The organism is Streptomyces sp. NPDC052682, assembly GCF_040678435.1.
In the GTDB taxonomy this organism is placed as follows: domain Bacteria; phylum Actinomycetota; class Actinomycetes; order Streptomycetales; family Streptomycetaceae; genus Streptomyces.
In genome coordinates this window covers 327,166-353,399 of record NZ_JBFATS010000007.1, presented here as the reverse complement: position 1 = coordinate 353,399, position 26,234 = coordinate 327,166, and the positions used below count along the sequence as shown (strand labels likewise).

21 protein-coding genes, 1 tRNA gene and 1 pseudogene are annotated in these 26,234 nt (G+C 72.1%); 12 read left to right on the top strand and 11 right to left on the bottom strand.

What is annotated here, in order from left to right:
• Window positions 1-10: 10 nt before the first annotated feature.
• Entirely contained in the window at window positions 11-1,573 is a 1,563-nt protein-coding gene (locus AB0K80_RS13910) for a M1 family metallopeptidase (RefSeq protein WP_365669104.1), read from the bottom strand.
• A 211-nt stretch (window positions 1,574-1,784) separates the two neighbouring features.
• Between AB0K80_RS13910 and AB0K80_RS13905 the strand changes: the two genes are divergently transcribed.
• From AB0K80_RS13905 to AB0K80_RS13895, 3 genes are all read left to right on the top strand, one after another.
• A complete protein-coding gene (locus AB0K80_RS13905) occupies window positions 1,785-4,004 on the top strand; it encodes an NADP-dependent isocitrate dehydrogenase (protein WP_365669102.1) in 2,220 nt (739 codons plus the stop codon).
• A gap of 215 nt (window positions 4,005-4,219) precedes the next feature.
• On the top strand, window positions 4,220-5,032 hold the full coding sequence (locus AB0K80_RS13900; RefSeq protein ID WP_365669101.1) for an N-formylglutamate amidohydrolase: 813 nt from the start codon (window positions 4,220-4,222) through the stop codon (window positions 5,030-5,032).
• A 337-nt stretch (window positions 5,033-5,369) separates the two neighbouring features.
• On the top strand, window positions 5,370-6,425 hold the full coding sequence (locus tag AB0K80_RS13895; protein WP_365669099.1) for a cellulase family glycosylhydrolase: 1,056 nt from the start codon (window positions 5,370-5,372) through the stop codon (window positions 6,423-6,425).
• 81 nt (window positions 6,426-6,506) lie between these two features.
• On the opposite strand, the gene AB0K80_RS13890 is transcribed toward AB0K80_RS13895, so the two are convergent.
• Window positions 6,507-6,580 (bottom strand) — tRNA-Pro (locus AB0K80_RS13890).
• 131 nt (window positions 6,581-6,711) lie between these two features.
• Window positions 6,712-7,710, bottom strand: a complete 999-nt coding sequence (locus AB0K80_RS13885) for a LacI family DNA-binding transcriptional regulator (RefSeq protein WP_365669097.1) — start codon at window positions 7,708-7,710, stop codon at window positions 6,712-6,714.
• Between the two features lie 111 nt (window positions 7,711-7,821).
• Between AB0K80_RS13885 and AB0K80_RS13880 the strand changes: the two genes are divergently transcribed.
• Entirely contained in the window at window positions 7,822-8,985 is a 1,164-nt protein-coding gene (locus AB0K80_RS13880; RefSeq protein WP_365669095.1) for a Gfo/Idh/MocA family oxidoreductase, read from the top strand.
• A gap of 3 nt (window positions 8,986-8,988) precedes the next feature.
• Here AB0K80_RS13880 and AB0K80_RS13875 read toward each other — a convergent pair whose 3' ends face one another.
• Window positions 8,989-9,606, bottom strand: a complete 618-nt coding sequence (locus AB0K80_RS13875; RefSeq protein ID WP_365669093.1) for a TMEM175 family protein — start codon at window positions 9,604-9,606, stop codon at window positions 8,989-8,991.
• Window positions 9,607-9,670: 64 nt separating this feature from the next.
• Window positions 9,671-10,699 (bottom strand): LacI family DNA-binding transcriptional regulator, encoded by a 1,029-nt coding sequence (locus AB0K80_RS13870; RefSeq protein ID WP_365669091.1) that lies wholly within the window; start codon window positions 10,697-10,699, stop codon window positions 9,671-9,673.
• 107 nt (window positions 10,700-10,806) lie between these two features.
• Here AB0K80_RS13870 and AB0K80_RS13865 point away from each other — a divergent pair, with 107 nt between their 5' ends.
• From AB0K80_RS13865 to AB0K80_RS13850, 4 genes and pseudogenes are all read left to right on the top strand, one after another.
• The gene (locus AB0K80_RS13865; protein WP_365669090.1) at window positions 10,807-11,967 is read left to right on the top strand and encodes a phytanoyl-CoA dioxygenase family protein; all 1,161 of its coding nucleotides are present in this window, start codon (window positions 10,807-10,809) and stop codon (window positions 11,965-11,967) included.
• An 11-nt stretch (window positions 11,968-11,978) separates the two neighbouring features.
• A complete protein-coding gene (locus tag AB0K80_RS13860) occupies window positions 11,979-12,779 on the top strand; it encodes an SDR family oxidoreductase (protein WP_365669088.1) in 801 nt (266 codons plus the stop codon).
• A 44-nt stretch (window positions 12,780-12,823) separates the two neighbouring features.
• A complete protein-coding gene (locus AB0K80_RS13855) occupies window positions 12,824-13,828 on the top strand; it encodes a Gfo/Idh/MocA family oxidoreductase (protein WP_365669087.1) in 1,005 nt (334 codons plus the stop codon).
• A pseudogene (locus AB0K80_RS13850) lies at window positions 13,825-14,747 on the top strand (Gfo/Idh/MocA family oxidoreductase). Before AB0K80_RS13855 ends, AB0K80_RS13850 begins: the two are co-directional and overlap by 4 nt.
• Window positions 14,748-14,751: 4 nt before the next feature.
• Here the strand turns inward: AB0K80_RS13850 and AB0K80_RS13845 are convergent.
• From AB0K80_RS13845 to AB0K80_RS13820, 6 genes are all read right to left on the bottom strand, one after another.
• Complete coding sequence (locus AB0K80_RS13845) at window positions 14,752-15,165, bottom strand: VOC family protein (protein ID WP_365669085.1); 414 nt, start codon at window positions 15,163-15,165, stop codon at window positions 14,752-14,754.
• A gap of 95 nt (window positions 15,166-15,260) precedes the next feature.
• Window positions 15,261-16,280 (bottom strand): Gfo/Idh/MocA family oxidoreductase, encoded by a 1,020-nt coding sequence (locus AB0K80_RS13840; protein WP_365669083.1) that lies wholly within the window; start codon window positions 16,278-16,280, stop codon window positions 15,261-15,263.
• Window positions 16,281-16,616: 336 nt separating this feature from the next.
• Window positions 16,617-17,519: a sugar phosphate isomerase/epimerase gene (locus AB0K80_RS13835; protein ID WP_365669081.1), complete on the bottom strand. Its 903-nt coding sequence runs from the start codon at window positions 17,517-17,519 to the stop codon at window positions 16,617-16,619.
• Between the two features lies 1 nt (window position 17,520).
• The gene (locus AB0K80_RS13830; RefSeq protein ID WP_365669080.1) at window positions 17,521-18,432 is read right to left on the bottom strand and encodes an ATP-binding cassette domain-containing protein; all 912 of its coding nucleotides are present in this window, start codon (window positions 18,430-18,432) and stop codon (window positions 17,521-17,523) included.
• Window positions 18,433-18,437: 5 nt separating this feature from the next.
• Entirely contained in the window at window positions 18,438-19,514 is a 1,077-nt protein-coding gene (locus AB0K80_RS13825) for an ABC transporter permease (protein ID WP_365669078.1), read from the bottom strand.
• Entirely contained in the window at window positions 19,514-20,533 is a 1,020-nt protein-coding gene (locus AB0K80_RS13820) for a sugar ABC transporter substrate-binding protein (protein ID WP_365669076.1), read from the bottom strand. The genes AB0K80_RS13825 and AB0K80_RS13820 overlap by 1 nt, the downstream gene beginning before the upstream one ends.
• A gap of 328 nt (window positions 20,534-20,861) precedes the next feature.
• Between AB0K80_RS13820 and iolC the strand changes: the two genes are divergently transcribed.
• The 4 genes from iolC to iolD all read left to right on the top strand — a co-directional run bounded on the left by iolC (window position 20,862) and on the right by iolD (window position 26,222).
• Window positions 20,862-21,839: a 5-dehydro-2-deoxygluconokinase gene (iolC, locus tag AB0K80_RS13815; RefSeq protein WP_365669074.1), complete on the top strand. Its 978-nt coding sequence runs from the start codon at window positions 20,862-20,864 to the stop codon at window positions 21,837-21,839.
• A 728-nt stretch (window positions 21,840-22,567) separates the two neighbouring features.
• Window positions 22,568-23,446 (top strand): deoxyribose-phosphate aldolase, encoded by an 879-nt coding sequence (locus AB0K80_RS13810; protein ID WP_365669073.1) that lies wholly within the window; start codon window positions 22,568-22,570, stop codon window positions 23,444-23,446.
• 14 nt (window positions 23,447-23,460) lie between these two features.
• On the top strand, window positions 23,461-24,354 hold the full coding sequence (gene iolB, locus AB0K80_RS13805; protein WP_365669071.1) for a 5-deoxy-glucuronate isomerase: 894 nt from the start codon (window positions 23,461-23,463) through the stop codon (window positions 24,352-24,354).
• Complete coding sequence (iolD, locus tag AB0K80_RS13800; protein ID WP_365669069.1) at window positions 24,351-26,222, top strand: 3D-(3,5/4)-trihydroxycyclohexane-1,2-dione acylhydrolase (decyclizing); 1,872 nt, start codon at window positions 24,351-24,353, stop codon at window positions 26,220-26,222. Before iolB ends, iolD begins: the two co-directional genes overlap by 4 nt.
• The last annotated feature ends 12 nt before the right edge of the window (window positions 26,223-26,234 follow it).

The window sequence follows — 26,234 nt, the reverse complement described above, 5'->3', positions numbered from 1 at the left end:
GGCGGCCGCCCTACAGGGTGGCCGAGTTGTCGTGCGGGCGGCTGCGGCCCGGACGGTTGCGCGGCGCCGCCAGGGACGGCTTGACCGGGTTGACCGTCCAGTCGGGGTGACCCGGCATCCGCGGGGTCTTCGTGCCGTACAGCCACTCCCGCAGGAAGCCGGACACGTCCTGGCCGGAGACCTCGCAGGCGACGGCGATGTAGTCCTGCGTCGACGCCGTCGAGTCGCGGTACCGCTCCAGGAACGCCCGCTCGACGGCGTGGAACGCCTCCTCGCCGATCTGCTGCCGCAGCGCGTACAGCACCAGCACGCCCCCGACGTAGCGCTGGCTGTCGAACAGGGTGGCCGCGGTGGGCGCGGCGACCGGCCCGGACGTCTGGCGCCACTGGTCGCCCAGCGCGTAGGTGGCCTTCATCCGGGCCTCCAGGGTGGTCAGGCCCAGGGAGTCGGTCCAGCCGCGCTCGTAGCGGTACAGCAGCCCGTAGAAGTCGGCGTGGCCCTCGTTCAGCCACAGGTCGGCCCAGGTGGCGGGGCTCACCATGTTGCCGAAGTAGGAGTGGACCAGCTCGTGCATCATGTGCGAGCCGATCTTCTTCTCCTCCTGGAGGAGGTAGTTCGGCTTGTAGAGCGTGAGGGTCTGCGTCTCCAGGCCGGTGAAGTCGAAGGCGTCCGGGGCGTCGTTGTTGCAGGGCAGCAGGCCGTACGTCTCGAAGGGGTACGCGCCGAGCCGCTGCTCGATCCACTCCACCAGGCCGGGGGTGAGCGACAGCGCGGGCTCGAGCGCGGCGGCCCGGGCGGTGGGGACGACGTCGCGCAGCGGCAGCCCGTGCGGGCCCTGCCGGTCCAGGACCACGTAGTCGCCGACGGTGATCTGCACGACCTCGGTGGCGATCGGCGAGCGGGAGCGGTACGTGTACGCCGTCCTGTCCCCGTCCAGCTGCTCGGTGCTCACGAGCCGGCCGCTGGCGACGCCCCGCAGGCCGGCCGGCACGGTGACGCGGAAGGTGAAGTCGGCCTTGTCGGAAGGGTGGTCGTTGCAGGGGAAGACGGTGTGCGCCAGGTTGGGCTGGCCGCACACCGCGAAGCCGTCGGGCGTGGGGACCCAGCCGGACTGCGGCAGCGCGCGGCGCGGGTCGGCGGTGTAGCTGACGCACACGGTGACGCCGGCCCGGGCGGGCAGCGGCCGGGCGGGCGTGATGCGCAGCTTCTCGCCGGCCTGCTCGAAGGCCGCCGGGCGGCCGCCGACCCGCACGGACCGTATGTCCAGGCCGAGGGCGTCGAGGGAGAACCGGGTCAGGTCCTGCGTGGTGCGGATCCGCAGGGTCGCCTGCGCGTCGACGAGCCGGGTCGTGGCGTCGTAGGCGAAGTCGAGGTGGTAGGCGGAGACGCGGTATCCGTCGTTGCCGAGGTCGGGGTAGACGGGGTCGCCGAGGGTCTCGGGGCCCGGGGTGCCGGTCCCGCCGGGCTCCCCCGGGTCCACCGGGGCCGCCTGGGCCGGAACCGTCGTGGCCAGAGCCGCTGCCGTGCCGATCAGGGCGGCCGCCGGGGCCGTCACTCTGCTGCGATATCTCATGGTCCGCTTTCGCTCGGGCGGCCGGGAGGTCAGCTCCGGCCGTCGCGTGAAGTGAGTGATCTCACCTGCCAGACGGCGGGATGCGGACGATCGGTTGCCTCGCGGTGCTCGCGGATCGTGGCGAAAGTCGGGGCGGACCCCTGTCGAGAGCCGGTCGATCACGAGATATCTTGATGTCGAGCAATGTTGCAGACGTGGAGCGGAGCACCCGGTGACTGACTCGACCATCATCTATACGCACACTGACGAGGCCCCGGCCCTGGCGACGTATTCCTTCCTGCCGGTGGTCCAGGCGTACGCCTCGCAGGCGGGTGTCGCCGTGGAGACGCGGGACATCTCGCTGGCCGGGCGCATCATCGCCGTGTTCCCGGAGTACCTGACCGAGGACCAGCGCATCCCGGACGCCCTGGCCGAGCTCGGTGAGCTGGCCAAGACGCCGGCCGCCAACATCATCAAGCTGCCGAACATCTCGGCGTCCATCCCGCAGCTGAAGGCCGCCGTCGCCGAGCTCCAGGGCCAGGGCTACGCGCTGCCGGACTACCCGGACGACCCGAAGACCGACGAGGAGCGCGAGATCCGCGCCCGCTACGACAAGGTCAAGGGCTCCGCCGTGAACCCGGTGCTGCGTGAGGGCAACTCCGACCGCCGCGCCCCGGCCTCCGTGAAGAACTACGCCAAGAGCCACCCGCACCGCATGGGCGCCTGGTCCGCGGAGTCCAGGACCAACGTGGCGACCATGGGCGAGAACGACTTCCGCTCCACCGAGAAGTCCGTGGTGATCGCCGAGGACGGCACGCTGAGGATCGAGCTGGTCGGCGACGACGGCTCCACCACCGTGCTGCGCGACTCCGTCCCCGTCACCCGGGGCGAGGTCGTCGACGCCTCCGTGATGCGCGTGGCCGCGCTGCGCGAGTTCCTCGCCGCGCAGGTGCAGCGCGCCAAGCAGGAGGGCGTGCTGTTCTCCGTGCACCTGAAGGCCACGATGATGAAGGTCTCCGACCCGATCATCTTCGGCCACGTGGTCCGCGCGTTCTTCCCGAAGACGTTCGCGCAGTACGGCGACAAGCTCGCCGCGGCCGGCCTGACCCCGAACGACGGTCTGGGCGGCATCTACAAGGGCCTGGAGAACCTCCCCGAGGGCGCCGAGATCAAGGCCTCCTTCGACGCCGAGCTCGCCGAGGGCCCGGAGCTGGCGATGGTCGACTCCGACAAGGGCATCACCAACCTGCACGTGCCGTCGGACGTCATCGTCGACGCCTCCATGCCGGCCATGATCCGCACCTCCGGCCACATGTGGGGCCCGGACGGCCAGGAGCACGACACCATCGCGGTCATCCCGGACTCCTCGTATGCGGGCGTCTACCAGGCCGTGATCGACGACTGCCGCGCCAACGGCGCCTACGACCCCGCCACCATGGGCTCGGTCCCGAACGTCGGTCTGATGGCGCAGAAGGCCGAGGAGTACGGCAGCCACGACAAGACCTTCGAGATCCCCACCACGGGCACGGTCCGCCTGGTCGACGACCAGGGCACCGTCCTGATCGAGCAGAGCGTCTCGGCCGGTGACATCTTCCGCGCCTGCCAGACCAAGGACGCCCCGATCCGCGACTGGGTGAAGCTCGCCGTCACCCGGGCCCGTGCCACCGGCGACCCGGCGGTGTTCTGGCTGGACGAGACCCGCGCCCACGACGCCAACCTGATCGCCAAGGTCAAGCAGTACCTGCCGGAGCACGACACCGAGGGCCTGGACATCCGCATCCTGTCCCCCGTCGAGGCGGCGAAGCTGTCGGTGGAGCGCATCCGCCGCGGCGAGAACACCATCTCCGTCACCGGCAACGTGCTGCGCGACTACCTCACCGACCTGTTCCCGATCCTGGAGCTGGGCACCAGCGCGAAGATGCTGTCGGTCGTCCCGCTGATGGCGGGCGGCGGCCTGTTCGAGACGGGCGCCGGCGGTTCCGCGCCCAAGCACGTGCAGCAGCTGGTCAAGGAGAACTACCTGCGCTGGGACTCCCTCGGTGAGTTCTTTGCCCTGGTGCCGTCCTTCGAGCAGTACGCGAAGGTCACCGGCAACCAGCGCGCCCAGGTCCTGGCCGACACGCTCGACCGGGCCACGGCGACCTTCCTCAACGAGGACAAGTCCCCGACCCGCCGCGTCGGCGGCATCGACAACCGCGGCAGCCACTTCTACCTGTCCCTGTACTGGGCTCAGGAGCTGGCCAAGCAGACCGACGACGCGGAGCTGGCCAAGGCCTTCCAGCCGCTCGCCGAGACGCTCGCCGCGAACGAGCAGAAGATCGTCGAGGAGCTGATCGCCGTCCAGGGCAAGCCGGTCGACATCGGCGGCTACTACCAGCCCGACCCGGCCAAGGCCGCCGCGGTCATGCGCCCGTCCGCGACGTGGAACGAGGTCCTGGCGTCCCTGAGCTGACCCTCCGGGAACCCTGACCCCCTCTCCGCCCCGGCCTGGCCCACCGCCCGGCCGGGGCGGAGCCGTAGGTGGCCCCGGCTCCTCACCAGTCGCGGGGGCGATCAGCTGCTCCACGTCGGTCGCTGAGGGGCATGCTGCTGCCTGCTCGGTCCGGAGCCCGATGTGACACCGTGATCCTTCACCAGGCCACTGACAACGCACCCGGAGCCGCCTCCATGACCTCGGCCGCACCGTCCTTCCAGCTGCTGCCCGGCGCGGACCGCTCGCCGGTGATCCTCCATGTGCCGCACTCCGCGCGGGAGATACCACCGCCGGTGCGCGCGGGCATCGTGCTGGACGACCGGGAACTGGAGCGGGAGCTGGACCACATCACCGACGCGCACACCGCCCGGATCGCCGAAGGGGCGGCCGGAGCGGCCGATGTGACGCCCTGGCGGTTCGTCAACCGGCTGTCGCGGCTGGTCGTCGATCCCGAGCGGTTCCCGGACGAGCGGGAGGAGATGCTGGCCGTGGGGATGGGCGCGGTGTACACGCGCACCACGCACGGCGCCGCCCTGCGGCCCGCGGACTTCGACCCCGAGCCGCTTCTCGAGCGGTACTTCCGGCCGTACGCGCGGGCGATGACCCGGGCGGTGGCGGACCGCCTGGCCGCGACCGGGCGCGCGGTGATCATCGACGTGCACTCCTATCCCAGCGAGCGGCTGCCCTACGAACTGCACGGGGACGGGCCGCGGCCGGCCGTCTGCCTGGGCACCGACGCCTTCCACACACCGCCCGAGCTGCTGGAGGCGGCCCGGGCGGCGTTCGGGGAGACGGAGCTGGACAGCCCGTTCAGCGGGACGTACGTGCCGCTGGAGTTCTACGGCAAGGAGCCGCGCGTCACGGCCCTGATGGTGGAGATCCGGCGGGACACGTACATGACGGAGCCGGGCGGGACCGCCGGGCCGGGACTCACCCGCCTCGTGACGGCGTTGGCGTCCCTGGTCGACGCCGTCTCCGGCAGCGACGCGGCGGGTCGGCGGGGGTGAGCGACGCGCCGGGTGCGGCCGACGGGTCGGTCGCGTGGCTCGCCCTTCGGTGCGCCACCACAGTTCCGCCGCGATCTTATTACTGAGCGTTTATGTGCAGATGTGTTGACCGGTGTTGGGTGCTCTTCTAGCCTCGGGGTCCACCGAGCCGCCAACCCCTCGGCGGTCTCCCCACCGGGAGCCGTCGGTCGACCCACAGACCGCCGCCCGACCAGCGTGTATGCCGCACGCCGGCCGGGCGGTCCCCCCACCGTGCCGCCGCCGGCCGCGCAACGGCCCCGGCACTCGTTCCGGTGCGCTGCCGCCACCCGAACGAAAGCGATCAGAAAGGGACGTCGTGTCACGAAAGAACCATCGAGCAGCCGCGCACCTGGGTGTGCTGCTGGCCTGCGCCACGGCTTTCGGCGGGGTGCTCGCCGCTCCCGCCTCCGCCTCCCCGGCCGCCGCCCCAGCCGCCGACACGGCCGTGTCCCCCGTCAGCTCCTTCCGAGGTGTCAACTGGGCCGACCCGCGCGACAACTACGCGCATGACGCGGTCGTCCCCTCGGGCCTGTCCACGTCCGACAGCTACGCCACCACCTACGCCAAGTCCAGCGCGATCGTCGGCGGGTTCGCCAAGCTGGGCGCCAACACCGTCCGGCTGCCGGTCAACCCGGCCTCCGTGAACGGCCCGTTCTGGAAGTCGTACCGGGGTGCCATCGACGCCGCCACCGCGCGGGGTTTCAAGGTCATCCTCGGGTACTGGGAGGCCGACAACGCCAAGGACGGCAAGATCGACGACCAGGCCGCCTGGGACCGGATGTGGGCGCGCATCACCTCCGCCTACGCGCGCAACTCCAGGGTGTACTTCGAGCCGATGAACGAGCCGTTCGGCTACACCGCGCAGGAGTGGACCGACATCGCCGCGAGGTGGGTGCGGACCCACGGCGACGTGCCGCGCGACCGGATCCTGGTCGGCGGCGTCAAGTACAGCGAGGACGTCAAGCCGGTGTGCGCCGACCCGCGGCTGAAGGGCACCCGCCTGGCCCTGCACAACTACGGCTTCTGGCACACCGACTGGACCAGCGTGGAGCAGTGGAAGCAGGACTTCAGGCAGCGCATCGGTGACTGCGCCTCGCGCACGATCCTGGACGAGTTCGGCGCCACCATGACCTCCGGCCTGGACTACAACGGCCCGGTCAACGGCTCCAACGAGATCGCCTACATCCAGGCCGCGACGGACACCATCCGTGAACTGGGCCTGGGCTCGGTGTACTGGCCCGGCCTGCGCAATGGGGACACCTACTCCCTCACCACGCTCCAGGGCACGGGCACCGACCTCAGCCTGAAGGTGAACAACCAGAGCGGACTGGACCGGTTGCACTGGGCCTGGCGCCAGGACGGCGGTCAGTGACGTCCGGGAAGACCGGATGAACGATCAGGAGGCCGCCTCGAACCTTCCGTTCGAGGCGACCTCCGACCTGTGGCTCCACCGTCGGGACGACAGGATTTGAACCTGCGACCCCTTGACCCCCAGTCAAGTGCGCTACCAAGCTGCGCCACGTCCCGCTGTGCCGCACACGGCCGACCCGTGTGAACACGCAGGTCAACCCTACCTCATGCACCCGCGGTCAGGGCGCCGGCCGGCATGTGGGGCAGCACCGGGCCGTGGGCACGGCCGGTCCACGGCAGCGCGCGGCTCAGCGCGGCGGCCCCGTCGTCCCCCGGATCTCCAGCGTGGGGGCCGCCAGGTGGACGCCCCCCTCGGCCCCGGGGTGTTCGAAGCGGTCGAGGAGGCAGCGGGCGGCGCGGCGGCCGACCTCGTGGCTCGCGTTGTCGACGGTGGTGAGCCACAGGTGGCGCAGCCGGGAGATGCTGGTGTTGTCGTAGCCGACCACGGACACGTCGTGCGGGACCCGCAGGCCCAGTTCCTCCGCCGCCGACAGGGCGCCGACCGCGGCGATGTCGTTGACGGCGAAGAGGGCGGTCGGGCGGTCGGGGCGGCTGAGGAGACGGACCGTGGTGCGGTAGCCGCCCTCCTCGGTCATGTCGCTGGGCTCGACCACGGCCTCGTCCGCCAGTCCGCGGGCGCGCATGGCCGCCTCGAAGCTGCGGCGGCGCAGGTCGCCGACCGCGCCGTAGCCCGCGAGGTGGGCGACACGGCGGTGCCCGAGGCCGATGAGGTGCTCGGTGACCAGCCGGGCGCCCTGCGCGTCGTCGCCCGCGACCACGTCGACGCCGGGCGGCACCTGCTCGCGGCCGCCGGCCAGGACGACCGGTATCCGCTCGGCGACGGTGCCGAGGGCGGCCCGGTCGGGCAGCGTGCCGACCACCACCAGGCCGTCGACCCGCAGGTCGAGGAAGGGGTCGGCCGGATCCTGGCCGGTGCGGCGGTTGAGGCGGGCGTCGGCGAGCAGCATGCGCAGCCCGGCCGCGTGGAGCAGGGAGTTGAGGCCGTCGAGCAGGTCGACGAACCAGGGGTTGCGCAGGTCGTTCAGGAGGACACCGACCGTGCGGCTGCGCTGTTCGCTGAGGCTGCGGGCGGCCGCGTTGGGCCGGTAGCCGAGCTCGCGGGCGGCCCGCAGCACGGCCTCGCGTTTCTCGGGGCGGACCTGGTCGGAGCCGCGCAGCACCAGCGAGACCAGCGACTTGGACACCCCGGCCCGCTCGGCCACGTCGCGGATGGTCGGCGGTCTCATGGGTTGGACCGTTCCACGTCAGTACCGCGCTTGTCAAAGGGTTGACACCGGGCTGCAGCATGCCGAGTGTGGGGCCGAAGGGTTCTGGAACGGTCCAAAAGTGAGGCTTCCATGGTGGACACGCTCGGCGTCGCCGTCGTCGGATTCGGCTGGATGGGGCGGGTGCACACCCAGGCCTACGCGCGCGTGGCCCACCACTATCCGCTGCTGCCGCTGCGGCCGGAGCTGGTGGCGGTCGCCGAGGAGGTGCCGGGGCGGGCGGAGGAGGCGGCCGTGCAGTTCGGGTTCGCCTCCACGACCCGCGACTGGCGTGAGGTGGCCGCCGACCCGCGCGTGCGGGCGGTCAGCATCACCGCGCCGAACTTCCTGCACCGCGAGATCGGTGTCGCGATGGCCGAGGCGGGCAAGCACATCTGGATCGAGAAGCCGGTCGGGCTGTCGCTGGAGGACGCCCGGGCCGTCGCCGACGCGGTCGCCCGGGCCGGCGTGCAGGGCGCGGTCGGCTTCAACTACCGCAACGCGCCGGCCGTCGAGGCCGCCCGCGACCTGATCGCCTCGGGCGAGATCGGCACGGTCACCCATGTCCGCATCCGCCTCTTCAGCGATTACGCCGCCCACCCCGAGGGCGCGCTGACCTGGCGGTACGAGCGGGAGCGCGGCGGCAGCGGGGTGCTGGGCGACCTGGCCTCGCACGGGGCGGACCTGGCCCGCTTCCTGCTCGGCGACATCGCGTCCCTGACCGCCGACACCGCGATCTTCCTGCCCGAGCGGGCCCGCCCGGCCGGCGCCACCGCGGGTCACGCCCGTGCCTCCGGCGGCGAACTCGGGCCGGTGGAGAACGAGGACTACGTCGGCTGCCTGCTGCGTTTCGCCTCCGGCGCGCGCGGTGTGCTGGAGGCCTGCCGGGTCTCGGTCGGGGAGCAGAACAGCTACGGCTTCGAGGTGCACGGCACTAAGGGCGCGGTGTTCTGGGACTTCCGCCGGATGAACGAGCTCGCGGTCAGCCGGGGCACGACCTACCAGGACCAGCCCGTCAGCACGGTGTACGTCGGCCCGGGCCACGGCGAGTTCGCCGCCTTCCAGCCGGGCGCGGCGAACGCCATGGGCTATGACGACCTGAAGGTCATCGAGGCGTACCGTTTCCTGCGCTCGATCGCCGAGGGCGCCGCGTACGGGGCCACGCTCGCGGACGCGGTGCACAGCGCGGCCGTCCTGGACGCCATGTCCCGGTCGGCCGAGAGCGGGGCGTGGGTGGCCGTGGACGCGCGGGGGTGACGGTCAGCGGTGCGGTGCCTCGCGGTCCCGCCGGCCGAGCGCGTACTTGACCGGGAAGAGGACGAGCCACCACCACATGGCCGCCACCCCGATCGTCAGGGCCAGCGGGATGGTCACGAGGAACACCGCCACCGTCGCGGCCATGTCGAGGGCGTAACGCCGGTATCCCTCGTCCACCACCGCGCCGGTGCGCAGCCAGGGGCGGGCGGTGAGGACGGTGACCAGCGCGAGGTGGCTCGCGCCGAGCGCGGCGACGGCCGCCGCGTAGATGGCGACCGAGGCGGCCTGGCCGCCGTAGTCGGAGATCAGCCGGGTGGGGAAGGGCAGCAGGGCCGCCACGCCCAGGCCCAGCACGGTCAGGGAGACCACCTGTGCGTCGACCTGCCGGACGGAGCGGAAGATCCGCCGGTGGTCGCGCCAGAAACCGGCCAGCACCACGACGCTGAGCGCGTAGGCCCCGAGGTCCGGGAGGAGCTCGCGCAGCGCCCGGCGGTACTCGGCGCCGTCCAGCCCGCGCGGCACGGACAGGTCCAGGACCAGCAAGGTAATGGCGATGGCGAACACGCCGTCGGACAGGGCCAGCAGACGGTCGGGCGGCCCGTCGGGCGTCGATTTCCGCATGGGCCCGACGGTAGGGAGCCGGGTGACCCCGGACAGGGATACACGCCCGGGGGCAGGACCCACGTCACCCCACGGGCGTGGGCATGTTGTACGGCGTCACCACCTGGATCGCCGACGGCAGGCTCGGCCCCGCCGGGGGAAGCGCGCCGTGCGCGCGCATCACCAGGTGGCAGGCCTCGCGCATGTCCTGGCGCAGGTCGTGGTGGAGCACGGCGGACAGGCGGTGCTCGCGCAGCAGCCGGGTGTTGTCGTGGTCGAGGTCGTGCGCGATGAACACGGCGCACTCGCGGCCGAGGTCCTCGAAGGCCTGCAGCGTCGCGATGTTCCCGCCGCCGATCGAGTAGACCGCGCGGATGTCCGGGTCGCGTTCCAGGGCGGCCCGGACGAGGTCGTACTGGGTGGCGTCCAGGCCCTGGCCCTCGGCGATCTCGACGAGCGTCCGGTCGGGGTGGTGGGTGCGCATGGCGCTGCGGAAGCCCATCTCGCGCTCCTCCTCGTTGCGGAAGAACCCGCTGCTGAGACTGGTCAGGACGTTGCCGGGCCGGTCGCCGAGCCACTGGCCCATGAGGTACGCGGCGGTCGCGCCGGCCGCCCGGTTGTCGATGCCGACATAGCCGAGGCGGGGTACGGCGGGCAGGTCGGTCACCAGGGTGACGACCGGGATCCCGGCCGTGTGGAGCCGGGCCACGGCCGCGGTGACCTCGGGGACGTCGGGGGCCTTGAGGATCACGCCCTGCGAGCCGCGCCGGGCTATCCGGTCCAGGACCGCGACCAGTTCCCCGGCCGGGCCGGTCTCGCGGAAGTGGAAGCGGGAGCGCAGGACGGCCGGGTGCAGGGACGGCAGTTCGGCCTCCAGGGCGGCGCGTACGGCGGTGGTGAACCGCTCCGGCGCCTGCATCACGATGTCGACCATGAAGGTGCGGCCGACGAGCCGGACCTGGGTGCGCTGCCGGTCCAGGTCGGCGATCGCCCGGTGCACCTCCCGCGCGGTGCTCTCGCGCACCCCGCCCCGGCCGTTGAGGACCCGGTCGACGGTGGCTTCGCTCAGCCCCGCCTGACGTGCGATCTCGCGGATGGGGAAGGGGTGGCCCACGGGGACGCTCCTTGAGGGGTTTTTGATGGCTTCCTGCTGGTTGTTCGAGGGTTTTGTACTGACAAGAATGACAGGGCTGCGTCGCTCCGTGACCCGAAGGGACGACGATGTCCTTCCCACCACCGCACACCCTCCGCCGCCGCTGGCTGTCCGAGCAGGACTGCGACCTGGACGCGTTGCGCGCCCTGGTCGAGCAGCCGACGGATCCGACCGACCATCCGCACGCCACCGCCGTGGAGCGGAACGTGCCCGTCTACGACGCCGGCCTGCTCGAACCCGACCGGGTGCTGGAGGCCGAGCTGGTGCGGGCCCTCGCCGACGGCCCGGGCATCGTCGTCTTCCGGGGCGCCTTCGACCCGGCGGTGGTGGACCGGGCCACCGAGGTGTTCGACGCCCTGATCGCGGAGCAGCGCGCCTCGGGCGCGGCCGCCGGTGACCACTTCGCCAAGCCGGGCGCCAACGACCGGGTGTGGAACGCGCTGGAGAAGGCGGCCCTGTACGACCCGGAGGTGTTCGCCGACTACTACGCCAACGACGTGATCGCCCTGGTCTCCCAGACCTGGCTGGGCCCCGGCTACCAGGTCACCTCCCAGATCAACGTGGTCAACCCGGGCGGCGCGGCCCAGACGGCGCACCGCGACTACCACCTCGGGTTCCTCTCGGCCGAGGCCGCCGCCGCCTACCCGGCGCACGTGCACCGCCTCTCCCCCGTCCTGACCCTCCAGGGCGCGGTCGCGCACTGCGACATGCCGGTCGAGTCGGGGCCGACGATGTACCTGCCGCACTCCCAGAAGTACGAGCCGGGCTACCTGGCGTGGCGGCGGCCGGAGTTCCAGGCGTACTTCGACCGGCACCACGTCCAGCTGCCGCTCGCCAAGGGCGACGCGGTCTTCTTCAACCCGGCCCTGTTCCACGCGGCGGGCGGCAACCGCTCGGCCGGCATCCGGCGCATGGCCAACCTGCTCCAGGTCTCCTCCGCCTTCGGGCGCGCGATGGAGACGGTGGACCGGGAGGCCGTGGCGGGCGCGGTCTACCCGGTGCTGCTCCGGCGCAAGGCCGAGGGCGCCGGCGAGCAGTGGCTGCACAACGTGGTCGCGGCGAGCGCCGAGGGCTACCCCTTCCCCACCAACCTCGACAGCGACCCGCCGGTCGACGGCCTGGCCCCGCCCTCGCAGGCGGACGTCGTACGGCGGGCCCTGCGCGAGGAATGGACACCGGACAGGCTCCGCGCGGAGCTGCGGGCCGGCACCGCACGGCGAGAGAGCTGAGGAAGCAGTTCATGGGACTTCTCGACAACGCACCCGACGGACTTCTGGACGGCAAGGTCGTCCTGGTCAACGGCGGCACCCAGGGCGTCGGCGCCGCCATCGCCCGGGCCGCCGTCCGCGAGGGCGCGGTCGTCGCCGTCACCGGGCGGCGCCCGGAGCCCGGCGAGGCACTGGTGGCGGAGCTGGCCGCCGCGGGCGGCAAGGCGCTGTTCGTACGGGCCGACCTCGCGGACGCCGAGCAGGCGAAGGGCAGCGTGGCCCGGGTCGTGGAGGCGTACGGCCGGATCGACTGCCTGGTGAACTCGGCCGGGCTGACCTCGCGCGGCACGCTGCTGGACACCACGCCCGAGCTGTTCGACCAGCACATCGCGATCAACCTCAAGGGACCGTTCTTCGCGATGCAGGCGGCGGTCGCGGACATGGTGGCGCGGCAGGCGCCCGGCACGATCGTCAACATCATCACCTCGTCGGCGCACGGCGGGCAGCCGTTCCTCGCGCCGTACGTGGCGGCGAAGGCCGGGCTCGCCGGGCTGACCCGCAACGCCGCGCACGCCCACCGCTGGGACCGGATCCGGATCAACGGCCTGAACATCGGCTGGACCGCGACCGAGGGCGAGGACGCCACCCAGAAGACCTTCCACGGCGCCGGGGACGACTGGCGCGAGCAGGCCGCCGCGAAGCTGCCGATGGGCCGGCTCGGCCAGCCGGACGAGATCGCCGACTTCGTGGTCTTCCTGCTGTCGGACCGGTCCGGGGTGGTCACCGGCTCCGTGATCGACTGGGACCAGAACGTGCTCGGCGGACTCGACTAGACCTCCTCCCCCCGCAAACCGCACTTCAAGGAGCAAGCACCCCCATGCGTATCGGAATCCTCGGCCTCGGCCGTATCGGCGCGTTCCACGCCGAGACCCTGTCCGGGCTCGACGCCGTCGAGTCCCTCGTCGTCTCCGACCCGTTCGCGAGCGCCGCGAAGGCCGCCGCCGAGCGGTTCGGTGCCGAGGTCGCGGACTCCCCCGAGGCCCTGCTGGCCTCCGGGGTGGACGGCCTCGTCGTCGCCGCGGCCACCGACGCCCACCCCGCCCTGATCCTCGCCGGGGTCGAGGCGGGTGTGCCGGTCTTCTGCGAGAAGCCCGTCGCCAGGACCATGAGCGAGGGCGTCCAGGTGCTCAAGGCCGTCCAGGGCAGGGACGTGCCCATCCAGATCGGCTACAACCGGCGCTTCGACGCCGGGTTCGTCGCCGCCCGGGCCGCCGTGCAGGCCGGTGAGCTGGGGCAGCTGCACACCGTACGGTCCACCACCCTGGACCCGGCGCCGCCGCCCGCCGCGTACATCGCCGCCTCCGGCGGCATCTTCCGCGACTGCTCGGTGCACGACTTCGACATCATCCGCTGGGTGACCGGCCGCGAGGTGCGCGAGGTGTACGCCGTCGGCGGCAACAAGGGCGCCGGCTACATCAAGGAGGCGGGCGACGCCGACACCACCGGAGCCGTCCTCACCCTGGACGACGGCACCATCGCGGTGGTCTCCAACAGCCGTCACAACGCCCGCGGTTACGACGTCCGCATGGAGCTGCACGGCTTCAAGGACTCCATCGCCGTCGGCCTGGAGGACAAGCTGCCGCTGCGCTCGGTGGAGCCGGGCGTGACCTTCCCCGCCGGCACCCCGCACGACTTCTTCATGGACCGCTTCACGGAGGCCTACCGCGCCGAACTCACCGCGTTCACCGAGGTCGTGGCCGGCACCCGGCCCTCCCCCTGCACGATCGAGGACGCCCTGGAGGCCGGCTGGATCGCGGAGGCGTGCACACTGTCCCTCCACGAGCACCGCCCCGTGACGATCGAGGAGGTACGGCAGGCATGAGCGGACCGGGCCGGGAACCCCTGCGCATCGGTGTGCTGGGAGCAGCACGGATCACCGAGCGCGCCCTGATCGGCCCGGCCCGGGCGACGGGCCACCGCGTCGTCGCGGTGGCCGCCCGCGACCGCGCCCGGGCGGAGGCGTTCGCCGCCGCGCACACCTGGCCGCCCTCGCGGCGGGCAAGCATGTGCTGAGCGAGAAGCCGTCGGCGAGCAACGCCGAGGAGGCGGCCGAGGTGCTGGGGGCCGCCGAGAAGGCCGGGACGGTGTTCATGGAGGCCTTCCACTACCTGTTCCACCCGGTCACCCGCCGTCTGCACGCGCTGCTGGAGTCGGGTGAGCTGGGCGAGCTGCGGCACGTCGAGGCCCTGGTCGCCATCCCCGCGCCCGAGGACTGCGACCCGCGCTGGTCGCTGCCGCTGGCCGGCGGCGCCCTGATGGACCTGGGCTGCTACAGCCTGCACGCGCTGCGGATGCTCGCGCCCTGGACGGGCGGCGCACCCCGGCTGGTGGCCGCCCGGGGCGGGGAGCGTACGGGCGCGCCCGGCGTCGACGAGTGGCTGGACGCCGACCTGGAGTTCCCCGGCGGCGCCACCGGCTCCGCCCGCTGCCACATGGCGTACGGCGGGCTGGAGATGAGCATCCGGCTGGTCGGTTCCCGGGGCGAGGCGAGCGCGCCGAACTTCGTGCTGCCGCAGCTGGACGACCGGGTCGTCGTCCGCACGCCCGAGGGCGAGCGCACCGAACACCTGGGCACCCGGTCGTCGTACACGTACCAGCTGGAGGCGTTCGCCGCCCGGGTGCGTGACGGTGCCGCGCTGCCGCTGGACGCGCGGGACGCGGTGACGACCATGGAGCTGATCGACGCCTGCTACCGCGCGGCCGGCTTCGCCCCCCGGCCGCGCACCACGCTCCCCGGCTGAGCGGTCAGGCCTCGCCCGCGCTGATGTTGACCATCCAGGGGACGCCGAAGCGGTCCGTGCACATGCCGAAGACGTCGCCCCACATCTGCTTCTCCATCGGCACGGTCACCGAGCCGCCGTCGGACAGCTTCTCCCAGTAGCCGCGCAGTTCGGCGTCGTCGTCGCCGCTGAGGCTCACGGCGAAGTTGCTGCCGCGCTGGTACTCCATGCCGGGCGGGGTGTCGGAGGCCATGAGCGTGAAGCCGTTTTGGGTCTCCAGCATGGCGTGCATGATCTTGTCGCCGCCGGGGGTGTCCTCGTGGCCGAACTCGCCGAAGGTGCTGAGGGTCAGGGTGCCGCCGAAGACGTCCTTGTAGAACTCCATCGCCTGGCGGGCGTCGCCGTCGAAGCTGAGGTAGGGGTTGAGACGCGAAGCCATGAGGAACCTCCCGGAGACGGGATGAGGAGCCGATGCTGTGCACGCTAGCGCGCGGCACTGACATCGGCCTGCCGAGTCCGTGCGGGGCAGGTCTCTCAGCGGTACAGCGCCGGCTTGTCCACCAGCTCGACCGTCACGCGTCCGCCCTCTTCCAGCGCCCGCACTCCCGCCTCGCACACGGCGGCCGCGGCGTAGCCGTCCCAGGTGCCCGGGCCGGTGACCTCGCCGCGACGGGTGGCGTCGACCCAGGCCTGGACCTCCCGGTCGTAGGCGTCGGCGAAGCGCTCGGTGTAGTCCTGGGCGATGGTGCCGCCCCAGCGGGCGGCCATGTGGGTGACCAGGGCGTGGCCGTCGCCGATGCGGGCGGTGCCGCGTTCGCAGACCACCTCGGCCTGCACCTGGTAGCCGAAGCCGCAGTTGACGAAGATCTCGACGTCGGACAGGGCGCCGCCGTCGGTCTCCAGGACGACGAACTGGGGGTCCAGGAGGTGGTCGGGGGCGTTGGCGGACGGGGCGGGGCGCAGCACGGTGACGGCGGTGATCTCGTGCCCGAGGAGCCAGCGGGTGGCGTCCACCTCGTGCGCGACCGAGTCGCTGATCAGCATGGCGCTGGTGAAGAAGGGCGGGCTCGCCACGTTGCGGTGCCGGTTGTGCACCATCAGCGGGCGGCCCAGCTGCCCGGTCCGGAGCAGCGCCTTCAGCCTGACGTACTCGGCGTCGTAGCGGCGCATGAAGCCGACCTGGATGCGGCGGTGGCCGAGGGCCTGTTCGGCTTCGAGGACGCGCAGGGCGGAGGCCGCGTCGGGGGTGAGCGGCTTCTCGCACAGCACGGGCAGGTCACGCTCGAGCGCGGCGAGCAGCGTGGCCTCGTGGGCCGGGCCTGGAGAGGCGATGAGCACGGCGTCGACGTCGTCCGCCGCCAGCGCGGCGAGCGGGTCGGTGGAGACCGTACAGCCGTCGATGGGGGCGGCCACGCGCTTGGCGCGTTCGGCGTCCACGTCCACGACGGCCGTCACCCGGGCGCCCTTGATCGTCTGCTGGATGCGGCGTACGTGGTCGGCGCCCATCCGGCCGCTGCCGATGACGGCAACCCGCAGGTCCGCCCGCTGCGTCATGGCTGTGCCCTCCCCTTGCCTCGTCCGGCCCTCGTTCACGTCTCGCGTAGGCAGCGCGCGGATCGTTGCCGCTGCCCGGCGCCGACGGGGCGCCGTCCGCGCCCGGCCCGGACACGCGTGCGCAGCGGTGGCGGAACCGTCCGCGGCCGGTCGCATGACGGCGTCGGTGCCGAGGCCGACGCAGCCGTCGGCCGGCACACCCCGATCCGCCCGGGCCACCGGCTCCGCGGACGCGACCGGCCCTGGCGACAGGCGTCGCCCCCGGCCGAGGCGCCGGCGGCACGGCACGGGACGGGCGGTGCCGCCCGGGTCGGCGAGCGGCATGGCCCGTACGGTTCAGGCTCCGCAGCTCCTGAGGAACTTGCGGGTGCGCACCGCGATGGGCAGCGGCTTGTCCGGCTCGCAGGGGTACATGTCCTGCTCGACGATCGCGAACAGGTCCACGCCCAGCTTCTGCGCGGCCTCCAGCACGGGCCCCAGTTCGGGGACTCCCGCCGGGGGCTCGCACATCACACCGCGCTGCACGGCCGGGCCGAACGGGATGCCGTTTGCCTGCACGTCGGCGAGGATCTCCGGGTCGACCTGCTTGAGGTGCAGGTAGCCGATGCGCTCGCCGTAGGTCTCGATCAGCTTGACGCTGTCGCCGCCGCAGTAGGCGTAGTGCCCGGTGTCCAGGCACAGGTTGACCAGGCTGGAGTCGGTGGAGTCGAGGAACTGCTCGACGTGCTCCTCGGTGTCGATGTGGGTGTCGGCGTGCGGGTGGACGACGATGTCCAGGCCGTACGTCTCCTTCACCTGCCTGCCGAGCCGCTCCATGCCCGAGGTGAGGTGGCCCCACTGTTCGCGGGTGAGCTCCGGCGGCTCGAGGATCTCGGCGGTCTTGTCGTCCCGCCAGAAGGACGGGATGACCACCAGGTGCCCCGCGTCCATCGCCTGAGTCAGGGCGGCGACCCGGCTGACCTGCTCCCAGGTGGAGTCCCACTCGGACGGGCCGCGGTGCAGGCCGCAGAAGATCGTGCCGGCGGAGACCTTGAGGCCCCGCTTGGTCACCTCGTCGGTGAGCCGGGCCGGGTCGGTCGGCAGGTAGCCGTACGGGCCGAGTTCGATCCAGGAGTAGCCGGCCTCGGCGACCTCGTCGAGGAAGCGTTCCCAGGGCACCTGCAGCGGGTCGTCGGCGAACCAGACGCCCCAGGAGTCGGGGGCGGAGCCGACCCGGATGCGGTCGAGCACGGGGGCCATGTCAGGACTTTCCTTCCTCAGATGCCGCTACGGAGGCGGTGAGGTCCCCCTCCTCGGGGAGCTCCTCGACGTCGACGCCGCGGACCTGCGCCAACTCGTGCTTCAGGGCGGCCAGTTCGGCGCCGCCGGCCATGTGGTTGGTCAGCTCTTCGAGGCTGACCCGGTCGCGCGAGGCGGACAGTTCCATGGTGCCCAGGCGCAGCACGCTGAAGTGGTCGCCGACCATGTAGGCGTGGTGCGGGTTGTGGGTGATGAAGATGACGCCGAGGCCGCGGTCGCGGGCGGCGGCGATGTACTTCAGCACCACGCCGGACTGCTTGACGCCGAGTGCGGCGGTCGGCTCGTCCAGGATGAGGACGCGGGCGCCGAAGTAGACGGCGCGGGCGATGGCGACACACTGGCGCTGGCCGCCGGAGAGCGTGCCGATGGGCTGCTCCAGGTCGTCCAGGACGATGCCCATGTTGCGCAGTTCCTCGTCCGCGGTCTCCTTCATCCGCTCGATGTCGAGGCGGCGGACCGGCCAGGGCCCCTTGGTCATCTCGGAGCCGAGGAAGAAGTTCCGCCACACCGGCATCAGCGGGACGACCGCCAGGTCCTGGTAGACGGTGGCGATGCCCTTGTCCAGGGCTTCACGCGGGGTGGAGAAGCGCACCGGTTCGCCGTCGACGAGGAACTCGCCCTCGGTGTGCTGGTGCAGCCCGGAAATGATCTTGATGAGGGTGGACTTGCCGGCGCCGTTGTCGCCGAGCACACAGGTCACCTTGCCGGGGTGCACGGCCAGGTCGACGCCGTGCAGGGCGCGGATGTTGCCGTAGGACTTGCCCGCCCCGCGCAGCTCGACCAGGGGCCGGTCGCCGGCCGCGGGCCGGTCTTCGAGCACGGCCCCGTGGGTGCCGGTTTCCTTGCTTGTCATGTCGGTCACCTCCGGGTCGCGGTGCGCTGGACCCACAGATTGATCAGGACGGCGCCGAGCAGCATCACGCCGAGGAAGGCCTTGAACCAGTCGGGGTTCCAGCCGGCGTACACGATGCCCTGCTGGACCATGCCGAACATGAAGGCACCGAAGACCGGGCCGATCGCGGAGCCGTAGCCGCCGGTCAGCAGGCAGCCGCCGATGACCGCCGCGGCGATGTAGATCAGCTCCTGGCCGACGCCCTCGCCGGACTGCACCGTGTTGAAGGAGAACAGCTGGTGCATGCCGACGAACCAGGCGCCGAAGCCGACCAGCATGAACAGCGAGATCTTGGTGAAGGTCACCGGGACACCGACCGCGCGGGCGCTGTCCTTGTTGCCGCCGACCGCGAAGATCCAGTTGCCGTACCGGGTGCGCAGCAGCACCCAGGTGGCCAGGGCCGCGAAGACCAGCCACCACACGACGGTGATCTTCACGGAGACCCCGCCGACCTCGAAGGTCGAGGCGAAGAGCGCCTTGGCCTGGCTGAAGCCGTCCATGTCGCTGATGTCGTCGGTCGCCACGTTGCCGGTGACCAGCTTGGTGACGGCCAGGTTCACGCCCTGGAGGATCAGGAAGGTGCCGAGGGTGACCAGGAAGCTCGGCAGGCCGGTCTTGATCAGCATCCAGCCGTTGAACGCGCCGATGCCGAGCGACACGATCAGGGCGATGATCACGCCGACCCACACGTTCAGGGTCAGCTGGTAGCTGAGCATCGACGCGGTGAGCGCCGAGGTGATCACGGCGACACCGGACGACAGGTCGAACTCGCCGCCGATCATCAGCAGGGCCACGGGCAGGGCCATGATCCCGATGGTCGACGACTGGTACAGGATGTTGGCCATCGAGCTGCCGTCGCGCACGGGCGGCGCGGCGAACAGGAAGAAGACCAGAACCGCGACGGCGCCGAGGAAGACGCCGACCTCCGGCCGGGCCAGCAGGCGCAGCGCCAGGGGGCGCTGCCGGGTCCGGCCGTCGGTCTGCCTCGGGCCGGAGGCCGGCGGTGAGGTCACCGCCGGCGCAGCCTGTTGGGTCATGCTCATCACCGGGTTCCGTTGGCGGCGAACTTGGCGATCTGCTCGACATTGGACTTGTCGACGAAGGCCGGGCCGGTCAGCACCGGCTGCTCACCGCCGCCGCTGTAGTTGCCGTTGTTCTTGTACAGCCACAGGCCGTCGACGGCCAGGTAGCCCTGGAGGTAGGGCTGCTGGTCGACGGCGAACTGGATGCTGTTGTTCTGGATGGCCTTGATCAGGTCCTTGTTGAGGTCGAAGGTGGCGACCTTCGCCTTGCTGCCGGCGTCGCCGACCGACTGCACCGCGGTCAGCGCGAAGGGGGCGCCGAGCGTGACGACGTAGTCGATGGACGGGTCCTGCTTCAGCTTGGCGGTGATCGTCGACTTCACCGACGGCATGTCGGTGCCGTTGACGTTCTGGACGTCGAGCTTGCCGTCGAAGGTCTTGTCCACACCGTCGCAGCGCTGGGTCAGGCCGATGTTGCCCTGCTCCTGGATGACACACAGGGCGTGCTTGGCGCCGACCTGGTTCAGCTTCTTGCCGAACGCCTCACCGGCCACGTTCTCGTCCTGGCCGAAGAACTCCATGAGGTTGAGCTTCTTCCAGTCGCTCAGGCCGGAGTTCAGGCCCACGACGGGTATCCCGGCCTGCTCGGCCTTGCCGATGACGCTCTTGAGGGCGTCCGGCTTGGCGAGGGTGACCGCGATGCCGTCGACCTTCTGGTCGATCGCGTTCTGCACGAGGTTGGCCTGGTTGCCCGCGTTCGGGTCGGCCGAGTAGATCAGCTTGATGTTGTCCTTGGCGGCCGCGGCCTCGGCACCCTTGCGGACGGTGTCCCAGAAGGTGTCGCCGGGCGCCTGGTGGGTGACGAGCGCGACCGTCATACGCGGGGTGGTCGCCTTGCCGGCGGAGGCGTTCGCTCCGCCTTCCTCCGACTTCTTGCCCCCGGAGCTGCTGGAGCAGCCGGCAAGGGTCAGGGCAGCTGCCGCGGCCACGGCGACGACGGGCGCGAGTCTGCGGGAGCGGGCGTGAGAAGAGCGGTCCATCTTTCCTGGCACCTCACTGTGCTACTGCGGGGGAAAGGAGAGGGGATCACGAGGATCTGAGATCTGTGGTCCCGGAGCCTTATGGAGTCCGGATCATGATGCCGCACGACGTCTGTTGCGATGCCACGGGATCCAAGTCCGTGACGGGCCCGCTGTCAATACTTTGTTAAGACATCATTTCACTCTCAGGTCCGAATGTAAGTACAAAGTATTGACAGGGCCGCCCTCCGAGACCTACACCTGAGAGGCGGCAGACCCGGAGAGTCCCCGCCCCCACCGTGGCAGGGCGTCCCGGCACCCGCATCCCGAGCCCCGAGGAGCATCGCGCATGGCCGAGTCAGCCCAGTATTTCGACTTGATCACGATGGGCCGTATCGGGGTCGACCTGTACCCCCTGCAGACCGGTGTCCCCCTGCCCCAGGTGGAGACGTTCGGGAAGTTCCTCGGCGGTTCGGCCGCGAACGTGGCGGTGGCGGCCGCCCGCCTCGGCCGCTCCACCGCGGTGATCACCCGCACCGGCAACGACCCGTTCGGGACCTTCCTGCACGAGGCGCTGAAGGACTTCGGCGTGGACGACCGCTGGGTCACCCCCGTCGACGCCTACGCCACCCCCATCACGTTCTGCGAGATCTTCCCGCCGGACGACTTCCCGCTGTACTTCTACCGCCGCCCCAAGGCCCCCGACCTGGAGATCCACACCGACGAGCTGGACTTCTTCGCGATCCGCGGGGCGCGCATCTTCTGGATCACCGGCACGGGCCTGAGCGAGGAGCCGAGCCGCTCCGCGACGCTGGCCGCGCTCAAGGCCCGCGACAAGGCGGGCATCACGGTCTTCGACCTCGACTGGCGCCCGATGTTCTGGCGCGACCCGGAGGAGGCCCGCCCGTACTACCGCGAGGCCCTGCGGCACGCCACCGTCGCGGTCGGCAACCTCGAGGAGTGCGAGGTCGCCACCGGTGTCCGCGAACCGCAGGCGTGCGCCGAGGCCCTGCTGGAGGCGGGCGTGGAACTGGCCGTCGTCAAGCAGGGGCCCAAGGGCGTCCTGGCCGTGCACCGCGACGGCACCCGGGCCGAGGTGCCGCCGGTGCCGGTCGAGGTGGTCAACGGCCTCGGCGCCGGCGACGCCTTCGGCGGCTCCCTCTGCCACGGGCTGCTGGCCGGCTGGGAGCTGGAGAGGACCATGCGGTACGCCAACGCCGCCGGCGCCCTCGTCGCCTCCCGCCTCGCCTGCTCTTCGGCGATGCCGACGGAGCCGGAGGTCGAGGACCTCCTGGCACGGGCGTCGTCACCGAGCGCTGCGAGCTGACATGAACGGGTCCTGTACCCGGGGAGGCGCCCGGGCGTGTGAGGTGGTTCAGGCCTGTGTCTCGGGCGAGGCGAGCCGGGTCTGCACCCGGGCTGAGGCGAGCTGGGGCCGTACCCGAGGCGAGGTGGGCCGGGCCCACGCCCGGTGGGGCAAGGCGGGCGAGGCACACACCTGGGGCCCGGCGAGTCAGGCCCGTCCCCGAGCCGACGCGAGCTGGGCCCACGCCCGGAGCGAGGCAAGCCGGGCCGGTGCCATAGGTGAGGCGAGCCGGGCCCATGCGCGGGCCGAGGCAAGCCGGGCCTGCGCCCGAGCCGACGGGAGCTGGGCTCCCAGCCTGGCCGAGATGAGCTGGGCCCGTCCCCGAGCCGACGTGAGCTGGGCCCACACCGGGAGCCAGGCAAGCCGGGCCCATGCCCGGGGCGAGGTGAGCCGGACCCCTGCGCGCGGCCAGGCGAGCCGGCCCCGTACCCCGGTCGAGGTGACCGGGCCCCCCGCGCCCAACGCCCCGGTCCTGGGCCGGTGCGGCGCGCGGACCCGCTGCCGGGGCCACCGCCACCCGCTGCGCCCCCAGGCCGGCGCGCCCACCCGCCCCGCTGCCGGTCCGGCGCGGACCGATCCGCCCCGGGCCGACGTGATCCGTCGCCGTGCCGGGGCCGCCGAGTGCCACGGGCCGACGCCGGTCCGCCCCGCACCCGGGCCGACGAAGCCAATCCCGAACGGAGCCTGACTTGAACCTCAGCATCCCCGACCTGACCACGGTCCGGGCCCGCACCCCCGAGGCGATCGCCGAGGCGGCCGCGCGCCGGGCGCGCCGGCCGCTGCTCGGCGACAGCGGGCGCCTGATGATCGTGGCCGCCGACCACCCGGCCCGCGGCGCCCTCGGCGTCGGCGACCGGCGTCTGGCGATGGCCAACCGCGCCGATCTGCTGGAGCGGCTGTGCGTGGCGCTGTCCCGGCCCGGCGTGGACGGGGTGCTCGCCACCGCCGACATCCTGGAGGACCTGCTCCTGCTCGGCGTGCTGGACGGCAAGGTCGTCATGGGGTCGATGAACCGCGGGGGCCTGGCCGGTGCGGCCTTCGAGATGGACGACCGCTTCACCGGCCACCGCGCCGAGGACATCGAACGGCTCGGCTTCGACGCGGGCAAACTGCTGCTGCGCATCGACTACGACGACCCGGGCTCGCTGACCACCCTGGAGTCCACCGCCCGGGCGATCGACGACATGGCGGCGCGCCGGCTGCCGGTGTTCGTCGAGCCGTTCATCTCCCGCCGCGTCGACGGCCGGGTCCGCAACGACCTGTCCGCCGAGGCCGTCACCCGCTCCATAGCGATCGCCTCGGGACTCGGCGGCACCTCCGCCTACACCTGGCTCAAGCTCCCCGTCACCGACGACCCGGACGACATGGCCGAGGTCCTGGAGACCTCCACGCTGCCGGTCGTCCTGCTGGGCGGCGAGGTCGGCGAGGACCAGGAGGGCGCGTACGAACGCTGGCGCAAGGCGCTGCGGCTGCCCACCGTGCAGGGCATGGTGGTCGGCCGGTCGCTGCTCTACCCGGCCGAGGGCAGCGTGGAGCAGGCAGTGGACACGGCCGTCGGCCTGTTGTGACCGAAAGGCAGACCATGACGTATCACCTCCCCCGGGGCAAGGCTCTCGGCGGCCCCTACCTCGTCGACGTCACGCCGGAGAAGGCCGGCTGGGGCTACTCCAGCCTGCGTGTCCTGGAGCTGCCGCCGGGCGGCACGCACTCCTTCGACACCGGCGACAGCGAGTGGATCGTCCTGTCCCTCAGCGGGGCGTGCACGGTCGGCGCCGCCGACGACTTCGGCCAGAAGACCTTCGAGCTGCACGGCCGCCCGGACGTCTTCAGCGCCGTCAGCGACTTCGCGTACGTACCCCGTGACGCCCGCGCGACCGTGACCTCCGCCGGCGGCGGCCGGTTCGCGCTCACCGGCGCCCGCTGCACCCGCCGTCTGCCGGCCCGCTACGGCCCGGCCTCCTCCGTCCCGGTGGAACTGCGCGGCACCGGCACCTGCTCCCGCCAGGTCAACAACTTCGGCGCGGCCGGGGTGTTCGAGTGCGACAAGCTCATCGCCGTGGAGGTGATCACGCCCGGCGGCAACTGGTCGTCGTTCCCGCCGCACAAGCACGACGAGCACCGCCCGGGCGAGGAGTCGGTCCTGGAGGAGATCTACTACTTCGAGTTCGCCGCGCACGACGGCACCCCCGGCCTCGGCTACCAGCGGGTCTCCCCCTCCGGCCCCGGCCGGGACACGGACGTGCTGGCCGAGGTCCGCGACGGCGACGTGGTGCTGATCCCCGACGGCTGGCACGGTCCGTCCATGGCCACGCCCGGCCACCACATGTACTACCTCAACGTCATGGCGGGCCCGGAGGCCGAGCGGGCCTGGCTGATCTGCGACCACCCCGACCACGCCTGGATCCGCGACACCTGGCCGGACCAGCCCGTCGACCCCCGACTCCCCCTCTACACCGCCCCGGAGACCTCCGTATGACCGCCACGACCCGCCGACTGACGACCGCCCAGGCGCTGGTGCGGTTCCTGTCCGCCCAGTACACCGAGCGGGACGGCGTACGGCACCGGCTGATCTCCGGCACCTGGGGCATCTTCGGCCACGGCAACGTGGCGGGGATCGGCCAGGCGCTGGTCGAGCACGCCGACGTGATGCCGTACCACCAGGGCCGCAACGAGCAGTCCATGGTGCACGCGGCGGTCGGCTACGCCCGCCAGCTCAACCGCCTGTCCGCGCAGGCCGTGACGACCTCCATCGGCCCGGGCGCCACCAACCTGGTCACCGGCGCGGCGCTGGCCACCATCAACCGCCTGCCGGTGCTGCTGCTGCCCGGCGACTACTTCGCCACCCACTGCGCCGACCCGCTGCTGCAGCAGCTGGAGCACCCGGTGGAGGCGGACGTCTCCGTCAACGACACCCTGCGCCCGGTCTCCCGCTACTTCGACCGGATCACCCGCCCCGAGGCCCTGATCCCCTCGGCGCTCAACGCCATGCGCGTGCTGGCCGACCCGGCGGAGACCGGCGCCGTCACCCTCGCCCTGCCGCAGGACGTGCAGGCGGAGGCGTACGACTGGCCGGAGGAGTTCTTCGCCGAGCGCGTCTGGTACGTACGGCGTCCCGCGCCGGACCCGGTGGAACTGGCCGCGGCCGTGGAGGCCATCAGGTCCGCCGAACGGCCCCTGATCATCGCGGGCGGGGGCGTCCATCACAGCGAGGCCGAGCAGGCCCTGCGGGCGTTCGTGGAGGCCACCGGCATCCCGGTCTCCTCCACCCAGGCCGGCAAGGGCGCGCTGCGCCACGACCACCCCGCCGACCTCGGCGGCATCGGCCACACCGGCACGGCGGTCAGCGACGGCATCGCCCGCACCGCCGACCTGGTCATCGGCGTCGGCACCCGCTACACCGACTTCACCACCGCCTCCGGCACCCTGTTCCAGAACCCGGACGTGCGGTTCCTGAACCTCAACATCACCTCCTTCGACGCGCACAAGCTGTCCGCGCGGACCCTGGTGTGCGACGCGAGGGCCGGCCTGGAGCAGCTCACCGAGGCCCTGGCGGGGCACCGGGTGGCGGAGGCGTACGAGGCCGAGTACCGCGTCGGCAAGGAGCGCTGGGAGCGGGTCGTCGAGGCCGCCTACCGCGCCGCGGACGAGAACGCGGTGCCCACCCAGACCCAGGTGCTCGGCGCGCTCGACGCGGTCGTGGGCGAGACGGACGTGGTGATCAACGCGGCCGGTTCGCTCCCGGGCGACCTGCACAAACTGTGGCGCTCCCGCTCGCCGCGCCAGTACCACCTGGAGTACGGCTACTCCTGCATGGGCTACGAGATCCCGGCCGGGATCGGCGTGCAGCAGGCGGCGCCCGGCACCACCGTGTGGTCCCTGGTCGGCGACGGCACGTACCTGATGATGCCGACGGAGATCGTCACCGCCGTGCAGGAGGGCCTGCCGCTGAAGATCGTGCTGATCCAGAACCACGGCTACGCCTCCATCGGCGGCCTGTCCGAGGAGACCGGCGGCGAGCGGTTCGGCACGGCCTACCGCTACCGGGCCGCCGACGGCACCTTCACCGGCGCCCCGCTCCCCGTCGACCTGGCCGCCAACGCGGCCAGCCTCGGCATGGACGTGCTGCGCGCCAAGACGGTGCGCGAGCTGCGCGAGGCGCTGGCCACCGCCCGGGCCTCGGACCGCCCGACGTGCGTGTACGTCGAGACCGACCCGACGCCCACCGCTCCCCCGGCCGAGGCCTGGTGGGACGTGCCGGTGGCCGAGGTCGCCTCCCGCGAGGCGGCCGTCGAGGCCCGCCTGCGCTACGACCGGCAGGTCGCCGGCCGCCGCCGCCACCTCTGAGACCCCCGCTCC